15 protein-coding genes are annotated in these 17,039 nt (G+C 70.4%); 7 read left to right on the plus strand and 8 right to left on the minus strand.

Annotation, left to right across the window (positions count from 1 at the left end):
• The first annotated feature begins 150 nt into the window (after positions 1–150).
• Entirely contained in the window at positions 151–2,247 is a 2,097-nt protein-coding gene (gene acs, locus ITJ62_RS01550) for an acetate--CoA ligase (protein WP_194599409.1), read from the plus strand.
• Positions 2,248–2,327: 80 nt separating this feature from the next.
• Complete coding sequence (locus ITJ62_RS01555) at positions 2,328–2,909, plus strand: nitroreductase family protein (protein ID WP_194599410.1); 582 nt, start codon at positions 2,328–2,330, stop codon at positions 2,907–2,909.
• A gap of 82 nt (positions 2,910–2,991) precedes the next feature.
• Here the strand turns inward: ITJ62_RS01555 and ITJ62_RS01560 are convergent, their stop codons facing one another.
• The 4 genes from ITJ62_RS01560 to ITJ62_RS01575 form a co-directional block, all read right to left on the minus strand.
• The gene (locus ITJ62_RS01560; RefSeq protein WP_229940487.1) at positions 2,992–3,645 is read right to left on the minus strand and encodes a DUF1345 domain-containing protein; all 654 of its coding nucleotides are present in this window, start codon (positions 3,643–3,645) and stop codon (positions 2,992–2,994) included.
• A 60-nt stretch (positions 3,646–3,705) separates the two neighbouring features.
• Positions 3,706–4,125: a hypothetical protein gene (locus ITJ62_RS01565; RefSeq protein ID WP_194599411.1), complete on the minus strand. Its 420-nt coding sequence runs from the start codon at positions 4,123–4,125 to the stop codon at positions 3,706–3,708.
• Between the two features lie 87 nt (positions 4,126–4,212).
• Positions 4,213–5,190, minus strand: coding sequence for a PrsW family glutamic-type intramembrane protease (locus ITJ62_RS01570; protein ID WP_194599412.1), 978 nt, complete (start codon positions 5,188–5,190; stop codon positions 4,213–4,215).
• 224 nt (positions 5,191–5,414) lie between these two features.
• The gene (locus ITJ62_RS01575; protein WP_194599413.1) at positions 5,415–7,577 is read right to left on the minus strand and encodes an ATP-dependent Clp protease ATP-binding subunit; all 2,163 of its coding nucleotides are present in this window, start codon (positions 7,575–7,577) and stop codon (positions 5,415–5,417) included.
• A gap of 122 nt (positions 7,578–7,699) precedes the next feature.
• On the opposite strand from ITJ62_RS01575, the gene ITJ62_RS01580 reads away from it, so the two are divergent.
• From ITJ62_RS01580 to ITJ62_RS01595, 4 genes are read left to right on the plus strand one after another with little or no spacing between them, the layout of a single operon-like run.
• Positions 7,700–8,650 (plus strand): siderophore-interacting protein, encoded by a 951-nt coding sequence (locus ITJ62_RS01580; RefSeq protein ID WP_124768591.1) that lies wholly within the window; start codon positions 7,700–7,702, stop codon positions 8,648–8,650.
• A 4-nt stretch (positions 8,651–8,654) separates the two neighbouring features.
• Positions 8,655–9,725 (plus strand): iron chelate uptake ABC transporter family permease subunit, encoded by a 1,071-nt coding sequence (locus tag ITJ62_RS01585; protein ID WP_079704968.1) that lies wholly within the window; start codon positions 8,655–8,657, stop codon positions 9,723–9,725.
• A complete protein-coding gene (locus tag ITJ62_RS01590) occupies positions 9,722–10,765 on the plus strand; it encodes an iron chelate uptake ABC transporter family permease subunit (RefSeq protein ID WP_194599414.1) in 1,044 nt (347 codons plus the stop codon). Before ITJ62_RS01585 ends, ITJ62_RS01590 begins: the two co-directional genes overlap by 4 nt.
• A 1-nt stretch (position 10,766) precedes the next feature.
• The gene (locus ITJ62_RS01595) at positions 10,767–11,570 is read left to right on the plus strand and encodes an ABC transporter ATP-binding protein (RefSeq protein ID WP_137242394.1); all 804 of its coding nucleotides are present in this window, start codon (positions 10,767–10,769) and stop codon (positions 11,568–11,570) included.
• Between the two features lie 147 nt (positions 11,571–11,717).
• Here the strand turns inward: ITJ62_RS01595 and ITJ62_RS01600 are convergent, their stop codons facing one another.
• Both ITJ62_RS01600 and ITJ62_RS01605 read right to left on the minus strand, forming a co-directional pair.
• Positions 11,718–12,575 (minus strand): hypothetical protein, encoded by an 858-nt coding sequence (locus ITJ62_RS01600; protein ID WP_194599415.1) that lies wholly within the window; start codon positions 12,573–12,575, stop codon positions 11,718–11,720.
• Positions 12,566–13,132, minus strand: coding sequence for a hypothetical protein (locus ITJ62_RS01605; RefSeq protein WP_194599416.1), 567 nt, complete (start codon positions 13,130–13,132; stop codon positions 12,566–12,568). Before ITJ62_RS01605 ends, ITJ62_RS01600 begins: the two co-directional genes overlap by 10 nt.
• A 290-nt stretch (positions 13,133–13,422) precedes the next feature.
• Here ITJ62_RS01605 and ITJ62_RS01610 point away from each other — a divergent pair, with 290 nt between their 5' ends.
• Entirely contained in the window at positions 13,423–14,424 is a 1,002-nt protein-coding gene (locus ITJ62_RS01610; protein ID WP_194599417.1) for an ABC transporter substrate-binding protein, read from the plus strand.
• A 117-nt stretch (positions 14,425–14,541) separates the two neighbouring features.
• On the opposite strand, the gene ITJ62_RS01615 is transcribed toward ITJ62_RS01610, so the two are convergent.
• Both ITJ62_RS01615 and ITJ62_RS01620 read right to left on the minus strand, forming a co-directional pair.
• On the minus strand, positions 14,542–16,284 hold the full coding sequence (locus ITJ62_RS01615) for a hypothetical protein (protein WP_194599418.1): 1,743 nt from the start codon (positions 16,282–16,284) through the stop codon (positions 14,542–14,544).
• The gene (locus ITJ62_RS01620) at positions 16,281–16,949 is read right to left on the minus strand and encodes an ABC transporter ATP-binding protein (protein WP_228497768.1); all 669 of its coding nucleotides are present in this window, start codon (positions 16,947–16,949) and stop codon (positions 16,281–16,283) included. The genes ITJ62_RS01615 and ITJ62_RS01620 overlap by 4 nt, the downstream gene beginning before the upstream one ends.
• Positions 16,950–17,039: the final 90 nt, after the last annotated feature.

Below are 17,039 nucleotides of genomic sequence, written 5' to 3' on the forward strand. Positions count from 1 at the left end.
TGCGCACCCCTGATCGACCTCCGCCACGCATCGCGGCGGCCCTCCGAGGCTACTCCCGACGCTCCTCCACAGCCCCTCGGAACCGCCGGACCGTGACGCCGCATGACCCGCGGATGGCACCGACACCGGCCTCCCGCGTAGCGTTGCAGCATGCCTCCCACTGATGGATCGACGTCCGCAGCGCCCGCCGCCACCATCGCGAACCTCCTCGCCGAGACCCGCAGCTACGCCCCACCGGCCGACCTCGCCCAGAGGGCGAACGTCGGCCCGGAGGAGTGGGCTCGCGCGGCCGCCGACCCGGTGGCGTTCTGGGAGGAGCAGGCCCGACGCCTCGACTGGGTCACCCCGTGGCAGACGGCGCACACCTGGGACCCGGCTCGGCCGGTCGAAGGGTCCGACCCGTCGGACCCCGAGCCCGAACTCACCGTCCCCGCCGCCACCTGGTTCGCCGGGGGAAGGCTCAACGTGGCGGTCAACTGCGTCGACCGGCACGTCGACGCCGGACGAGGCGACAAAGTGGCCCTCCACTTCGAGGGAGAGCCGGGCGACCGCCGCTCCATCACTTACGCCGAGTTGCAGCGCGAGGTCGCGAAGGCGGCCAACGCCCTGACGGCACTCGGCATCGGCCAGGGCGACCGCGTCGTCATCTATCTGCCGGTCATCCCTGAGACGGTCATCGCCACCCTCGCCGTCGCCCGCATCGGCGCCATCCACTCCCTCGTGTTCGGTGGGTTCTCGGCCGAGGCGCTGCGCTTCCGGGTGGAGGACACCGAGGCGAAGCTGCTCATCACCACCGACGGCCAGTACCGCCGGGGTACCGCCGTGCCGGTCAAGCAGAACGCCGACGCCGCCGTCGACGGTGTGCCGTCCATCGAGCACGTGCTCGTCGTCGCACGCACGGGCGACGAGACGCCGAACGTGCCCTGGACCCCCGGTCGCGACGTCTGGTGGCACGACACCGTGGGTCTCGCCGCCGACACCCACGAGGCTGAGGCGTTCGATGCGGAGAACCCGCTCTTCATCATCTACACGAGCGGCACCACCGGGAAGCCCAAGGGACTCGTCCACACGTCAGGTGGCTATCTCACCCAGGCGTCCTGGACCCACTGGGCGATCTTCGACGCCAAGGACGACGACGTCCACTGGTGCACCGCCGACCTCGCCTGGGTCACGGCACACACCTATGAGATCTACGGTCCGCTGTCGAACGGGCTCACCCAGGTGATCTACGAGGGCACGCCGAACACCCCGCACCAGGCGCGGCACTTCGAGATCATCGAGCGCTACGGCGTGACGACGTACTATACGGCGCCCACGCTCATCCGGACCCTCATGACGTGGTTCCCCGAGGGGCCGCCCGCCGAGTACGACCTCTCGACCCTCCGGCTCCTCGGTACCGTCGGTGAGGCGATCAACCCCGAGGCCTGGATGTGGTTCCGCGAGCGCATCGGGCGCGGTGAGACCCCGGTCGTCGACACCTGGTGGCAGTCGGAGACGGGGTCGGCCGTCATCGCGCCGCTCCCCGGTGCGACCACGATCAAGCCTGGTTCCGGCAGTCGCGCACTCCCCGGCCTGGAGGCGCTGGTCGTCGACGAGGACGGCGAGACGGTGCCGTACGGATCCGGCGGGTATCTGGTCGTCAGCCGCTTCGGGCCGTCGCTCGCGCGCACGGTCTGGGGCAACCCGGAGCGCTACCGCGACTCGTACTGGGCGAAGTACTGGAGGCAGGGCTACTTCTTCTCCGGCGACGGCGCGAAGTGGGACGAGGACGGCGACATCTGGGTCCTCGGGCGCGTCGACGACGTCATCAACGTCTCGGGCCACCGCCTGTCGACCATCGAGATCGAGTCGGCCCTCGTGTCGCATCCCCACGTGGGCGAGGCCGGCGTGGTCGGCGTGCACGACCCGATCACGGGGAGCGCGATCGCCGCGTTCGTCATCCCGTCCTCGCGATCCCACGGTCCGGAGGCCGACGGCGAGGCGTACTGGTTGGAGCGCTCCGCGGCACTCCGCGAGGCGCTGCGCTCCCACGTGGCGAACGAGATCGGCCCGATCGCGAAGCCCCGCGACGTCTTCGTGGTCCCAGACCTCCCGAAGACCCGCTCGGGGAAGATCATGCGGCGTCTGCTCGGCGACATCGTCGACCAGCGGCCCCTCGGCGACACGACGTCGCTGCAGGACGAAGCGGCCCCGCACCGGATCGCCGAGATCGTCACTGCTGCACGGACCCCTCGAGCCCGGGAATAGCGCCCCGATCGATGCAGTTGCATCCATCGTCAACGGCGACGCAACCTCTGTCCAGTTCCCTTGTTTCGCTTGGAGACCGCATGTCCATCGTCACCCGTACCGCCCAGACCGACGCCCCCATCCTCGACGTCCTCGCCGACCGCTGGAGCCCCCGCGCCTTCGTGAGCGAGCCCGTCTCCACCGCGAAGATGGCCTCGGCCCTCGAAGCCGCGCGTTGGTCGCCGAGCGCCAACAACGTGCAGCCCTGGCGGTTCATCGTCGGCACCAAGGGCACCGCCACGTTCGACACGATCGCTGAGCAGCTGGTGGCCTTCAACCGCGGTTGGGCAGCGCAGGCCGGCGCGCTCATCGTCGCCGTCGCCGAGACCCTCGACGACGAGGGCAACGAGCGTCCCTGGGCCATCTACGACCTCGGCCAGGCGATGGCGCACCTGAGCATCCAGGCCCACAGCGACGGTCTCTTCGCACACCAGATGGCCGGCTTCTCCGCCGACGGCATCCGGGAGGCGTTCTCGCTGCCGGACGGCCTCGTGCCGTTCACCGTCACCGCTCTCGGTGAGCTCGGCGACCCCGAGCTCCTGCCCGAGGGTATGCTCCGCGACCGCGAGACCGCTCCGCGTGAGCGTCGTCCCCTCGCCGACCTCGTGATCGTCCAGGAGTAGTCCGCTCGGTTCCTGCACCACCATGCTGCGCAGTCCGGTCCGCCGGGCTGCGCAGTCGTCGTTCGCGGGACCTAGGGCGCCGCTACAGCCCCGCGACGAGGTTGATGACGGTCGCGAGGATCACGGAGCCGAAGAGGTACGACAGCAGGGTGTGCTTGAGGACGGTGCGGCGCAGCTCGCTGGACCGCAGCGTCGTGTCGGAGACCTGGTAGGTCATGCCGAGGTCGAACGAGAGGTAGGCGAAGTCGCTGTACTGCGGCGCCTCCTCCTGGTTGAAGTCGATGCCGCCCTCCGGCGCCGCGAAGTACATGCGCGCGTACCGCAGGGTGTAGATCGTGTGGATGAGCGCCCAGGAGAGCGCCACGCTCACGACCGCGAACCCGGCGAGCACGCCCTGCTCGACCCCGGAGGACGCCCTCGCCTGCAGGATGACGACACTCAGGGCGACGAGGCTCCCGACACTCGCGAGCACGATGAGCACCTCGCTGGTCGTCCGCCCGGGCTCCTCCGAGGTCGCGTGTTCGCGCGTCCGCTCCGGGCCCATCCGCCAGATGCGGATCCAGAGGGAACCGACGAAGACCACGCACGTGGTCCCCCAACCGGCGAGGATCGCACCCGCCCAGAACCAGTTCAGGCCGACGATCACGCCCACGGCGACACCGACGAGGGCGGAGACGGTCAACCGGAGCTTCGCTCCGTGCCGCACCATGATCGTTCCGGACGTCGATGAGCTCACGAGCTGATCGTGGCACCGTCCGCGGAGCGCGTGACGCAGGCTCGCGGCCGACGCCGCACCTCACACCGCTTCGACGAACAACTCCTCCAACTCGGCGAAGACGCCGACGGCGAGGCGCTCGAACTGCTCGGCGCTCAGCCGGATCGTCTCACCCGGGACGAGACCGGTGAACGACGTCCCCTCGGAGTACTGCAGGACGGTCCCCACCGTGAACACCCGGTCGTGGTCGAGGATCGACGCGACGATGAGTTCGAGCTCGTTGAGGGCCCCGGGACCTTTCCCGAGCACCGAGCGCACCCGGTGGACGAACGGCCGATCGAGCACGAGGGTGAGGCCGGTGAAGAACTCGGGGTCGACCACGGCCAGCGCTGCGGGGTCCGCTCCGGCCTCGGCCAGCGTCTCGCGTCCGGCGACGAGCGCGGCGATCATCGTCTTCGCCTGGTCGACCTCTCGCTGTTCGAAGGTCTTGCGTCCCAGCATGGGTGTCTCCTCGGCGTCGCGGATCAGGTGCGCTTCACGCTACTCCCCGGCATGCCCGGATCACAGCAGGCCTCGCGCGTTCGGTGGTCAGGCCTGCTTCCGCTCGCGACGCGGGACGTGGAGCGACACGACGCCGGCGTCGCGGTTGATGCGACGGACCCGCGCCCGCCAGATGAGCGCGAACGCGACGACGAGCACGACCATGGCCGGCACCACGAGCGCCTTGAGCACCGGCATGCTCGGGAACAGCAGCCCCCAGAGCACGGTGTTGCCGTCCCACAGGCCGTGCATGACCGCGACGAGCAGGTAGGTCAGGAGCACGCCCACGGTGATCCGGAACCGGCCGTTGCGTGCAGCCGCGAACAGCGCCGCGGCGAACAGCGCCGTCCACAGGGGGTGCCCGACCGGGTCGAAGATCGTCCGGGCGAACGCGGCTCCGGCCGCCTGGAACGCCGGGTGCGAGAGGATCATCTCGAGGGGTGGTGAGCCGGCGGCGAGCTTCTGCGAGGCCTCGACCCCGTTCGCCCACCCTTGCCCGATGTACCAGAGGTTCTCGAGGACGGCGAAGCCGATCCCGACGGCGCCGCCGACGAAGAGACCACCACGGGCTGTCTTCACCGGCAGCCGCCACGCCACGATCACGACGGCGATGATCTTCGCGAGTTCCTCGGCGACCCCGGCGAAGAACAACCCGATGTCGTGCGGGTTCTCGCCGGCATCGGTCGCGGCGACGCCGATGAGGGAGTCGAAGGTGCTGCCGAGCGTGATGGCGATGAAGCCTCCGACCAGGACCGCCCAGAGGAGCGTCGCCGTCGTGACGCCGTCGCCCGACTGGAGACGTCGGGCCATGATGAGCAGCAGGGTGGAGGCGGCCAGACCTGAGCCGAGCAGGATCCACGCGGGGATCACCGCCGGGTTGCCGAGGAGGACGTGCGGCACCAGCAGCAGGAACAGCCAGAGCGCCAGGCCGCCGAAGAAGAACCAGGCGGGGGCGTGTGCGTGACGCCAGAGGGGCACGGCGGTGTCGCTGGTCTCAGGCGTCGTGCTCGGGGCTGCGTGTGACATCGGGTCCTCTCAGGGCGCGCCGATCGGGCCCACCGCGAGGATCACGCTAGTGCGCGGCAACCGTCGCGCACCAGGGGTTTCCTCCCCCGCTCGGGGGTCACTGCCAGCGCGGTGCTGTCGCGCGAGCGCGGGGCACACGCGTGAGCGCGCCCCTCCAGAGGGGCGCGCTCACGTCGGTGGGTCGCGCTCGCGTCAGCGCACCGCGCTGGCCGCAAGCAGCCGGGCTAGGCCGGGACCACCGCTCGCTCGACCGTGAGGCCGTCGCCGTCGCTCGCGAGCCCGACGTGGACGGTGTCGCCGTCGCGGATCGAGCCGTCGAGGATCGCCCGCGCGAGGCGGTCGTCGATCTCCCGCTGCATGAGTCGACGCAGCGGACGCGCGCCGTACATGGGGTCGTATCCGCGCTCCGCGAGCCAGGCACGGGCGTCGGGCGTGACGGCGAGGTGCAGCCGACGCTCGCCCAGTCGACGCTGCAGGCGATCGATGTAGAGCTCGACGATCTGGCCGAGCTCCGCCTCGCTGAGCGGCTGGAACACGACGATGTCGTCGAGACGGTTGACGAACTCCGGCTTGAAGGCCTGGCGCACGAGCTGCTGGACGGCCTCCTCCTTCTGCTCGAGGGAGAGCGACGCGTCCATGAGGTACTGCGAGCCGAGGTTGGAGGTCAGCACGAGGATGACGTTCCGGAAGTCGACCGTGCGCCCCTGGCCGTCGGTCAGGCGACCGTCGTCGAGCACCTGCAGGAGGATGTCGAACACCTCGGGGTGCGCCTTCTCGACCTCGTCGAGCAACACGACGGAGTACGGGCGTCGACGAACGGCCTCGGTGAGCTGCCCGCCCTGCTCGTAACCGACGTACCCCGGAGGTGCACCGACGAGCCGGGAGACCGAGTGCTTCTCGCCGTACTCGGACATGTCGATGCGGACCATGGCCTTCTCGTCGTCGAAGAGGAACTCGGCGAGCGCCTTCGCCAGCTCGGTCTTGCCGACGCCGGTGGGGCCGAGGAACATGAACGAACCGGTCGGGCGGTCGGGGTCGGAGATGCCGGCCCGGGTGCGCCGGACGGCGTCGGACACGGCGGCGACCGCACGGTGCTGCCCGATGAGTCGGCGGGACAGCTCCTGCTCGAGGTGCAGCAGCTTCTCCGTCTCACCCTGCAACAGGCGACCGACGGGGATGCCGGTCCAGGCGGCGATGACGGCGGCGATGTCCTCGGCGGTCACCTGGTCGTTGACCATCCTGGGTTCGCCGTCAGTGTCCTGCTCGGCCGACTCCGCGAGCGCGAGTTCGCGTTCGAGCTGCGGGATGTCGGCGTAGAGCAGCTTGGACGCCTGTTCGAGCTTGCCCTCGCGCTGGGCGCGTTCGGCCTTGCTCCGGGCGGCGTCGAGCTGCTTCTTGAGGTCGCCGACCCGGTTGAGGCTCGCGCGCTCGCGCTCCCAGCGCGCCTGCAGTTCGCCGAGCGCGGCCTGGCGGGTCGCGAGGTCCTCCCGGAGGCGGGCGAGGCGCTCCTTGGAGGCGTCGTCCTTCTCCTTCTTGAGGGCGAGTTCCTCGAGCTTCAGGCGGTCGACGCTGCGTCGGAGCTCGTCGATCTCGACGGGGGCCGAGTCGATCTCCATGCGCAGTCGGCTGGCCGCCTCGTCGATGAGGTCGATCGCCTTGTCGGGCAGCTGCCGCGACGTGATGTAGCGGTTGGACAGGGCGGCCGCCGCGACGAGCGCGTTGTCGGCGATGGCCACCTTGTGGTGCGCCTCGTACCGCTCCTTGAGGCCACGGAGGATGGCGACCGTGTCCTCGACGCTCGGCTCCCCCACGAACACCTGCTGGAAGCGACGCTCCATGGCGGCGTCCTTCTCGATGAACTCGCGGTACTCGTCGAGCGTGGTCGCGCCGATCAGCCGCAGCTCGCCGCGGGCGAGCATGGGCTTCAGCATGTTGGCCGCCGCGACGGACCCCTCGCCGCCGCCGGCACCCATGAGCACGTGGAGCTCGTCGATGAAGGTGATGATCTGTCCGTCGGACTCGTCGATCTCCTTGAGCACCGCCTTGAGGCGTTCCTCGAACTGCCCGCGGTACATGGCACCCGCCACGAGCGCGGAGAGGTCGAGGGAGATGAGCTGCTTGCCCTTGAGGCTCTCGGCGACGTCGCCCGCGACGATGCGCTGGGCGAGGCCTTCGACGACGGCGGTCTTGCCGACGCCGGGCTCGCCGATGAGGACGGGGTTGTTCTTGGTGCGTCGCGTGAGCACCTGGCTCACGCGACGGATCTCGGCGTCACGGCCGATGACCGGATCGAGCTTGCCGGAGGCGGCGATCTCGGTCAGGTTGACGCCGTACTGCTCGAGCGCACTGCGCTGATCCTCTTGCTGAGGCGTCTGGCCTGCTGGCATGGGTACGGTCTCCTGTTCAAAACTTGAGTGAATCTGACTCAAGTTTACCACCGCCACTCCCTACCGACAAGGTGCGATCGGCAGGTGACCCCCAACGCATTGAAGGGTAGGCTTACCTATCGATGCCTCGCCTCAGTGAACAGACCCCCGACTCGATCTTCATCCTCCTCGCAGCCGTCGTCCGGCGCATCGAGCAGGTGAGCCCGAGCTATCGGCGGTTCACCTTCACCGGTCCCGAGGTCCAGCACATCGCGGACAACCGTCACGACCAGCGCATCAAGCTGCTCTTCCCGCTGCCCGACACCGGTTTCGACGAGCTGCCGATGCACGACGACTGGTACCAGGCCTGGCGGCTCCTGCCCAACGACAAACGTCACCCGATGCGCACGTACACGATCCGCGAGGTCCGGCCCGAGCTCGCCGAGTTCGACGTCGACATCGCCCTGCACGGCCGCGTCGGCCCCGCGTCCACCTGGGCGATGGACGCGAAGGTCGGCGACGAGCTCGTCGTCAACGTCCCGAACGCCCGGTCGGCCGTCCCGGCCGGCGGCATCGACTGGCACGCGCCGGCCACCGTCGACCAGGTGCTCCTCGCCGGGGACGAGACGGCCCTGCCCGGGATCGCCGGGATCCTCGAGCGTCTGCCGAGCACCGCGCGCGGGATCGCCGTCGTCGAGCTGCCGCACGAGGACGACATCGCCGCCCTGTCCACGAAGCCCGACGGGGTCGAGGTCGTCGTCCTCCCCCGCGGCGACCAGCCCGTGGGCACCCTGCTCATCCCCGAGGTCGAGCGCATCGCGAGCCGCCTCGCGCCGAGCGTCGACACCGCCACGATCGCCACGCAGCCGGCACTCGAGGACGTCGACGTCGACACCGAGCTGCTCTGGGAAGCGCCGGTCAACGCGACCGGAGGCCCCGTCCTCGAGAGCGCACCGCTCTACGCGTGGCTCGCCGGAGAGGCGTCGGCCATCAAGACGCTCCGTCGGCACCTCGTCTCCGGGTGCGGCGTCGACCGCAAGTCGGTCGCGTTCATGGGCTACTGGCGACACGGCAAGGCCGAAGACAACCGATGAGCCGGTGAGCGCCGACCTCGACAGCCTGCGGCTCCCGACCGCGGCCGCCCGCGCACGAGAGGCGTCGACCGGCATCGCCCGATCGACCGCCTCGCGCTGGCTGCTGCTCGTCGCCGCGCTCGTCGTGCTCGCCGCCATCGCCGCGGGCAGCCTCTTCATCGGCTCGGGGACGATCAGCGCCGCCGAGGTCTGGCGGGCGCTGTCACAGGGCGGCGACGACACCAACGCGATCCTCGTCACCGGGTTCCGGGTGCCGCGCATGCTCCTGGCCATCGGCGTCGGTGCGGCGCTCGGCCTCGCCGGAGCGATGATGCAGGCCGTCACGCGGAACCCGCTCGCCGACCCCGGCATCCTCGGCGTCAACGCCGGGGCGTACATCGCGGTCGTGCTCGCCGTCGCCATCGCCGGCACCGCCGACCTGAGCTCCTACGTGTGGTGGTCCTTCGCCGGCGCTGGTCTCGCCTCCGTCATCGTGTACGTGATCGGCTCCCGGGGCCGCGCCGGGGCGACCCCGGTCCGGCTCGTCCTCGCCGGCGTCGCGCTCTCCGCAGCACTCCAGGGGGTGACCTTCGCCATCACGATCCGCAACCCCGACATCTTCGACAAGATCCGCTTCTGGCAGGCCGGCTCGCTGCAGAACCGCCAGATGGACGTGTTCCTCGGGGTGCTGCCGTTCCTCATCGTCGGGGTCGTCCTCGCCCTCGTCGTCTCCCGGTCGCTCAACGCCGTCGCCCTCGGAGACGACCTCGCGACCTCACTCGGCACGAAGGTGCTCCGGACGCGGGTGCTCTCGGTCGTCGCGATCACCCTGTTGTGCGGTTCTGCCACCGCGGCGGCCGGACCGATCGCCTTCCTCGGACTGATGTCGCCCTACCTCGCCCGGGCCATCGTCGGACCGGACCAGCGCTGGGTACTGCCGTTCACGATGGTGTTCGCGCCGATCATCTTCCTGCTGTCCGACCTCGTCGGGCGGGTCGCCGTCCCCGGTGAGATGCCGGTCGGGATCGTCACGGCGTTCGTCGGCGCCCCGCTCCTCATCGTGCTCATCCGCCGTTCGAAGGCGCAGGGGCTGTGACCGCGGTCGCCGAACCGGGCCGGCGCACCGTGCGGATCGGTCGGGTCAGCTGGGTGGTCCACCGGCGTGAGCTCGTCGTCGTCGGCGCCCTGGTCGCCGTCGTCGTCGGGGTCGGCGCCTTCGCGCTCACCCAAGGCGAGTACCGCATTCCGCTCGACAAACTGCTCGCCGCGTTCACCGGCACGGGTTCGGAGAGCGTCCTCCGCATCGTGTTGGAGTGGCGCCTGCCGCGGGTCGTGGTCGCCGTCGTCGGCGGGATCGCGCTCGGGCTCTCTGGCGCGATCTTCCAGTCGATCACCCGGAACCCGCTCGGCAGTCCCGACATCATCGGGTTCAACTCCGGCGCGTTCACCGGCGCGCTCATCGTCACCCTCGTCGTCGGCGGGAACTACGCGGCGACGGTGTCCGGCGCGTTGATCGGCGGGCTCGCGACGGCCCTCGTCGTCTACCTTCTCGCGTGGTCTCGGGGCGTCCAGGGGTTCCGGCTCATCGTGATCGGCATCGCGATCAGCGCCGTCCTCAACGCGTTCAACGACTACCTGCAGCTGCGGGCGGACCTCAACGCCGCCATCGCTGCTGCCAGCTGGGGCATGGGTTCGCTCGCCGACCTCGGGTGGCAGGACGTCGTGCCCGTGACGATCGCGGTCGCGGTCCTCGTCCCCCTCCTCGCGCTCATGTCCCGCCGACTCGGCATGCTGGAGTTCGGCGACGACATCGCGAGCGCCCTCGGCATCCCGGTCGAACGCACGCGGCTGCTGCTGCTCGTGATCGGCGTCGCCCTCACCGCGACCGTCACCGCGGTCGCCGGCCCGATCATCTTCGTCGCGCTCGCCGCACCCCAACTCGCCCGGCGCCTGACGAAGTCCGCCGGCATCACCCTCGTCCCCTCGGCCGCCATGGGTGCGGCGTTGCTCCTCGTGAGCGACGTCGTGGCCCAGCGGATCATCGCCCCGGCCGCCCTGCCGGTCGGTGCGGTGACCGTGACCCTCGGTGGCATCTACCTCATCGCCCTGCTCATCACGCAGGCGGGAAAGCGCTGACATGAAGACCGACAGCCCCACCACCAGACTCGCCGGAACAGCCCTCCGCGTCGGCTACGACCAGCGGACCATCATCCATGAACTGGACATCGCGATTCCCGACGACTCGTTCACGGTCATCGTCGGCCCGAACGCCTGCGGCAAGTCGACGCTCCTGCGTGCCCTCGCCCGGCTGCTGAAGCCGACCCAGGGGCACGTCGTGCTCGACGGTCAGGAGATCACGCGCTACCCGTCGAAGGAGGTCGCGAAGCGCATCGGGCTGCTGCCGCAGACGTCGATCGCGCCCGACGGTATCTCGGTGATCGACCTCGTGTCGCGTGGCCGATATCCGCACCAGTCGATCCTCCGACGCTGGTCGGCGGCCGATGAGGCGGCGGTGCTCGCGGCGATGGAGGCGACGAACGTCACGGAGCTGTCCGGTCGCCTCGTCGACGAACTGTCCGGCGGCCAGCGCCAGCGGGTGTGGGTGGCGATGGCCCTCGCGCAGGAGACGCCATTGCTGCTGCTCGACGAGCCGACGACCTTCCTCGACATCACGCATCAGGTGGAGCTGCTCGACCTCTTCACCCGGCTCAACCAGGAGGGTGGCCGCACCCTCGTCGCAGTCCTGCACGACCTCAACCAGGCGGCACGGTACGCGACGCACCTGATCGCGATGCGGGACGGACACGTGGTCGCGCAGGGTGCGCCGGCGGACATCGTGACGGCCGAGCTCGTCGAGGAGGTCTTCGGGCTCCGCTGCCGGATCATCGACGACCCCGAGTCGCACACACCGCTCGTCATCCCGCTGATGGGCGCGCACTGACCCGTGGTTCTGGCCGGCGTCAGCGCGGTGCGCTGGCGCGAGCGCGGGTTTGTCGGCGTGGGCGCGCCCCGGTGACGTGAGCGCGGGCCTCCGGAGGGGTGCGCTCACGCCGGTGGGGCGCGCTCACGAGGTGGACGCGTGCCGGTGTCAGCAACCGATGGCGGGTGTGCCGGGTCGGCAGGGCTTGTCGACGCCGACGGTCGAGTTCCGGACGATCTGCACCGTGTGGGGTTCTTCGGTCGGGATCGACAGGGTTCCGACGACGGGAAGCCACCCGCTGTCGCCGATGCGGTACTCGGCGGCGTACTCGACCTCGACGGTGATGGTCTTGGTCCCGACCGTCGTGTAGCGGTGACTCGTCGGGGTCTTGGAGAACTCGGCCAGTCCGAGGGTGGCCCAGGTGGATCCGCCGGTCCGGGTGGTGGTCGTGTCGCCGTCGCCGTAGTCGAAGGTGAAGCCGACGGGGATGAAGTTCACCTCCGCGACCTGGCCGAGGAGCGTGCCGGTGCGGGTGTGACCGGAAGCGGCGGCGATGACGTTGGTGTGGAGCCCACGCACACCCCAGGCGGCGGGTTCGGTCGTGACGGTGGGTGCGGCGGGTGCGAAGCTCGCGACGTCGTGAATCGTGACGGGTTGCGCTACTGGTGCTGCTCCGAGGTCGGTGCCGAGATCGCCGGGCGTGAAGGTGTAGCACTCGTCAGGCCGCATGAGACTGCAGACCGTCCGCTCCCCGTTGGGCCCGTCGGTCACACCGGGCGGCAGCTCGGCCGAGCCGCCTCCTTCGTCGTCGCCTCCGCCCGTTCCGCCGCCGGACCCACCGCCTCCACCCGAACCGGGCTGCTCGATGGTGCCCCCGACGTCGACCGAGCCGTTGCCAGCGCATCCCCAGATCGCATCTGCGGACCCGCAACTCGCGGCCCTCGCAGTTCCAGGAGCGGCCAGTGTGATCGTCACTCCCGCGACGAGAGCCATGGCGAGCGTTGTAATTGCCGTCTTCAGGCGCATGATGAAGCACCTTCTTCCGCATCCTTCGACGTGATGAGGAAGCGGCCGGAGCTTGCCGGGTCAACGCCGAGGGATAGCTCGAATCCGATGGCGGGCAGGCGGTCAGGTTGCGGTTGGGGTTGACCGTTCGCATCCAAGATCTCAACGGAGCCGACGATCTCGCATGCGAATGCTCGAGCGACAACTCCGACTGAGTCGGGCGAGTTGTAGAACTCGCGAATCTGGACACCGGACAGAGTTATATCTCCTCGCGTGCTGTAGCCGCCATCACGCATTCGGGAGTAGGCCTCGTATTCGATCGCCGCGACGTCGGCGGACGCGATCACATCGATGCGCTCCGGATTGACGCCTCCCTCATGGAGGATGGTGTTCGAGATGTCGAGGAACTGCTGGTAGCTCTCTGTCACCGCCGCAAGAGCGTCCTCCTCGTTCTCGAAGACCGGAGGTGTGCTCGTCGGCGACAGGGCTGGCGCTGGGCCGGTGCAGGCCACCAGGCCGAGGAGTCCTGACACGCAGGCCAGCGTGGAAACGGTTCGAGGCAGCAGGGTCTTTGGCATCCCTCGACGCTAAGCGCGCTCAGACTCCCGCCCAGGGTTATCCACAGAGCAGATATGCCTACACGGACATATGTCGCACAAGTGGTCCGTGTGCCAGCGCGGTGCGCTGACGTGAGCGCACCCCAGGGGACGTGAGCGCGGGCCTCCGGAGGGGCGCGCTCGCGTCGGTGACCCGCGCTCACGTCAGCGCACCGCGCTGGCCGAAGCACAAGCGTTATCGGGACGTGACTTGGGAAGCTTAGGCTTACCTCATACCCCACGTCTTCAACGGAAAGCAGAACATGCGCCGCATGCCCCGCACCCTCACCGCCGTCGCCGCCCTCGCGGTCGCCGGCCTCGCCCTCGCCGGCTGCACCGCCGGTCCCTCCACCGACGACGCCTCCACCGGCACGCTCGGCACCGTCGACACCATGTTCGGCGAGGTGACCGTCCCGGAGCCCGCCGGCGACCTCACCGTCGTCGCCCTCGGCTGGTCCGACGCGGAGATGGCGCTCTCCCTCGGCGTGGTGCCCGTCGGCGTGTACGACTGGCAGTCCTTCGGCGCCGACAACAAGGCCGTCGGCCCGTGGGCCACCGACCTGTTCGGCGACGTGACCCCCGAGATCATCGAGGACAGCGGCGACACCGTCAACTACGAGCAGATCCAGGCGCTCGAACCCGACCTCATCCTCAACACCCGTTCCGCCGGCGACGAGAAGCAGTACGAGCGACTCTCCGAGATCGCCCCGACCGTGTTCGCGCCCAAGGGGACCGCCGCGTTCGCGACCCCGTGGGACGTCCAGCTCGAGCAGGTCGCCGCCGCACTCGGCAAGACCCAGGAGGGCGACGCGCTCGTCTCCGCCACGAAGCAGTCGATCAACGAGGCCGCCGACCTCCACCAGGAGTTCGCCGGGCTCACCACCGTCGCCGCGACGAAGTTCGGCGACGCCTACGGCGCCTACCTCGAGGGTGACGGTCGCTTCGACATCCTCGCCGACCTCGGCTTCCAGCAGAACCCGGCCGTCCTCGATCTTGAGGCCTCCGGTTTCTACGCGGCGGTCTCCGCCGAGCAGGTGTCAGCGTTCGACGCCGACGTCGCCGTCCTCCTCCCGATCGGGTTCAGCGCAGCGGACACCACCGCCGACCCGCTCCTCGCGAGCCTCCCCGTGGTGCAGGACGGTCGCGCGATCGTCCTCGACCCCACCGACGAGCTCACGCAGGCCTACAGCGCGGCGTCCGTGCTGAGCATCCCCGTCGTCCTCGAGCAGCTCGTCCCGAAGCTCGCCGAGGCCGCCGCCAAGGTCGCGAAGTAGGGTCCACCCCACCAGCACCACAGCAGGAGATCCGCGCGAGAGCCGGACGGAATCGCGTATTCCGTCCGGCTCTCGCGCTGTTCTCCGGCTCTCATGCCTGCCGGCGGCCGCTCGGGCTCAGGCCGGCCGGGACAGCTTCAGCAACCGCGCGAACCCCATCGCCGCGACGATCACGAGCGCCACGACGAGCAGGACGACGGCCGCACCCGGCGCCACCGGTGCCAGCGCCGTCAACCCACCGCCGACGAGCAGCGCCAGCAGGACGGCGTCCGACTGCCAGAGCAGGACGTTCAGCGACGACGCATCGCCGAACGGCGTCGGGACGGGCATGAGCAGCAGGATCGGCAGTGGTCCCTTCGCGGCGTCGAACGTGCGGAGCACGACGATCCAGACCGCGAGCAGCAGCCACCACCCGAGCGGCTGGAGGAGCGCCATCCCGCCCGGTGCCGCGGAGGCGAGCACCCCGAGCAGAGCACCGATCCCACCGATCACGACCGCGGCCAACAGCGGGGCGACGGCTCCGGCGAGCACGAGCGAGCGCGGGCTCCGACCGTAGAGCGTCGGCGTCCCGGCGCTCTCGACCCCGTGCCGCACCGCGTCGCACCAGACGCCCACCGCGAGGTAGGCGAGGAACGCCGCGGGGACGGCGAGCATCCACCGCACACCGTCCGGGAGCCCGAAGGAGAGACCGACCGCCGCACCGGACGCCGCCAGGATCAGCGAACCGAGGGCGACCCGCCCGGGTGTCCGCCGAGCGCCGACGATCGACCGCCGGAGGACGACGAGCCAGAACGGCCCGGTCATCCGCAGCGCGACACGGCGACCGGTCGTCGGGGAGGCTCGCAGCCCGCCGACGGCACCCGAGGCATCGCCGCTCTGCAGCATCATCCCGACCCGCTGCCAGCGCAGCGCCTGATCGAGGAGGGGTCCGCTCCGCAGCCCGTCCAGCGCCCTCGGGACGAGCAGGAGGGAGACAGCCCCGAGCAGGACGAGCGCCACCGCCGGCCACCACGACACCGGCACCCCCACCGACGCGAACCAGCCACCGCCGCCACCCCAGGTGAAGAGCCCCGCCCAGTCCCTCGTCGCGAGTGCAATGCCGAGCACCATGGCCTCGATGCCGCCCGCGACCGGCGACCAGAGGAGCCCCAGCCACCCCCACGGGGAGACGAGCAGCATGCCGGGGACGAGGAGACCGAGCACTCCGCCCACACCGGCGACGATGACCACGGCGGCGACCGTCCGTCGCGAACCGTGCTGACCGAGCAGCCATGCCACCGCGAGGAGCAGCGAGAAGCCCACGGCACCGATCACGAACGCCACCACGGCGGCGGGCACGGTCGGTCCGGTCATGCCGATCACCGAGGCCGTGTCGGCGGCCACGCCGATCGAGACGGCGGCTCGCTCCCCCGGCACCAGGAGTCGCGACAAGCCGACCACCCCGGCCACGAGGACCGAGAGCCCTGCGAGTGCGAGCGCGGAGGCGACGAAGGGACGACGCAGCGTGAGCCGACGCGGCAGTGGCGAATCGGCGAGGAACTGCACCGCCGCGGGCCTCGGCACGACCGGTCCCCTCGTCCGACCACCGAGCACGACGACGATCGTCGCGATCGCCGAGAGCAGCGCGACCGCCCCGGGCCGGACGGCCGCCACGACGCCCGCGGCATCCGGCTCGATCAGTCCGAGGACTGCGAACCGCACGAGCGGAGCACCCACGATGAGTGTGACGAGCAACGCGGCGTAGACGACGAACGCGACGTCGGCGACCCGCGGACGCCCGTCGCGCGCGGCGAGCACCGCCCGTCCGGCGCGGAGGATCCGACGGTCGTCGCGCGAGATGCGCCCGGCGTCGGTGCTCACGGGGCTTCGACCGTGATCGCCTCGTCGGCGACCCGTTCGACGAGCCCTGCGTCGTGGCTCGCGAAGACGATCGCCGCCCCGCGCTCCTTCGCGAGCAGGATGCGGTCGGCGACGAGGCCGCGCCGCTCGGCGTCCAGGCGCTGCTCCGGTTCGTCGAGCACGAGGACGTCGAAGGGCCGGACGAGCGCCGTCGCCAGGGCGAACAACTGCGACTGACCCGAGGACAGCTCGGTGGCGAAGCGGCGCGCGAGCGTGTCGATGCGCAGGGCCGCGAGCAGCTCGTCGGCGGCGTCGTCCGCCGCTTGGCCGGTCACACCCCACGTCGTCGAGATGTAACGCAGGTGTTCGCGCAGCGTCAGGTCCGGCGCGTAGGCCGGGGTGCCGATGAGGGCCGAGACGGAGCGACGCACCGTGCGGTCGCGGTCGTCGATGGTCCGGCCGCCGATCGTCGCCGTCCCGCTCGACGGGCGCAGCCGTCCGCTGAGGATCCGCAGCAGGGTCGTCTTGCCCGACCCGTTGCGGCCTCGGACGGCGAGCGCCATCCCCCGCTCGACCCGGATGTCCGTCGGCGCCAGCAGAGTCTCCCCGTCGATCACCGCTCCGACGCCGTCCGCCTCGATCAGCGGCTGCATCGCGGCAACCGACTCCCCCTCGTGTCCCGACATCGTCCCATCCTCGCAGGCGTCCGCCGAGGTGTCCTCCACCGTGCGGCGGATCGCGCGGTCGGGCGTCGGGGCTCAGCACGTCGGTCGAGG

Source organism: Plantibacter sp. VKM Ac-2876, assembly GCF_015350715.1.
In the GTDB taxonomy this organism is placed as follows: Bacteria; Actinomycetota; Actinomycetes; order Actinomycetales; family Microbacteriaceae; genus Plantibacter; species Plantibacter auratus.

Bases quoted from the DNA above. Each gene is read 5' to 3' on its own strand.
- ITJ62_RS01605 (WP_194599416.1), bottom strand. From the start codon at position 13,132: ATGCCAAAGACCCTGCTGCCTCGAACCGTTTCCACGCTGGCCTGCGTG.
- ITJ62_RS01595 (WP_137242394.1), top strand. From the start codon at position 10,767: ATGAAGACCGACAGCCCCACCACCAGACTCGCCGGAACAGCCCTCCGC.
- ITJ62_RS01575 (WP_194599413.1), bottom strand. From the start codon at position 7,577: ATGCCAGCAGGCCAGACGCCTCAGCAAGAGGATCAGCGCAGTGCGCTC.
- ITJ62_RS01565 (WP_194599411.1), bottom strand. From the start codon at position 4,125: ATGCTGGGACGCAAGACCTTCGAACAGCGAGAGGTCGACCAGGCGAAG.
- ITJ62_RS01610 (WP_194599417.1), top strand. From the start codon at position 13,423: ATGCCCCGCACCCTCACCGCCGTCGCCGCCCTCGCGGTCGCCGGCCTC.
- ITJ62_RS01620 (WP_228497768.1), bottom strand. From the start codon at position 16,949: ATGTCGGGACACGAGGGGGAGTCGGTTGCCGCGATGCAGCCGCTGATC.
- ITJ62_RS01580 (WP_124768591.1), top strand. From the start codon at position 7,700: ATGCCTCGCCTCAGTGAACAGACCCCCGACTCGATCTTCATCCTCCTC.
- acs (WP_194599409.1), top strand. From the start codon at position 151: ATGCCTCCCACTGATGGATCGACGTCCGCAGCGCCCGCCGCCACCATC.
- ITJ62_RS01555 (WP_194599410.1), top strand. From the start codon at position 2,328: ATGTCCATCGTCACCCGTACCGCCCAGACCGACGCCCCCATCCTCGAC.
- ITJ62_RS01570 (WP_194599412.1), bottom strand. From the start codon at position 5,190: ATGTCACACGCAGCCCCGAGCACGACGCCTGAGACCAGCGACACCGCC.
- ITJ62_RS01600 (WP_194599415.1), bottom strand. From the start codon at position 12,575: ATGCGCCTGAAGACGGCAATTACAACGCTCGCCATGGCTCTCGTCGCG.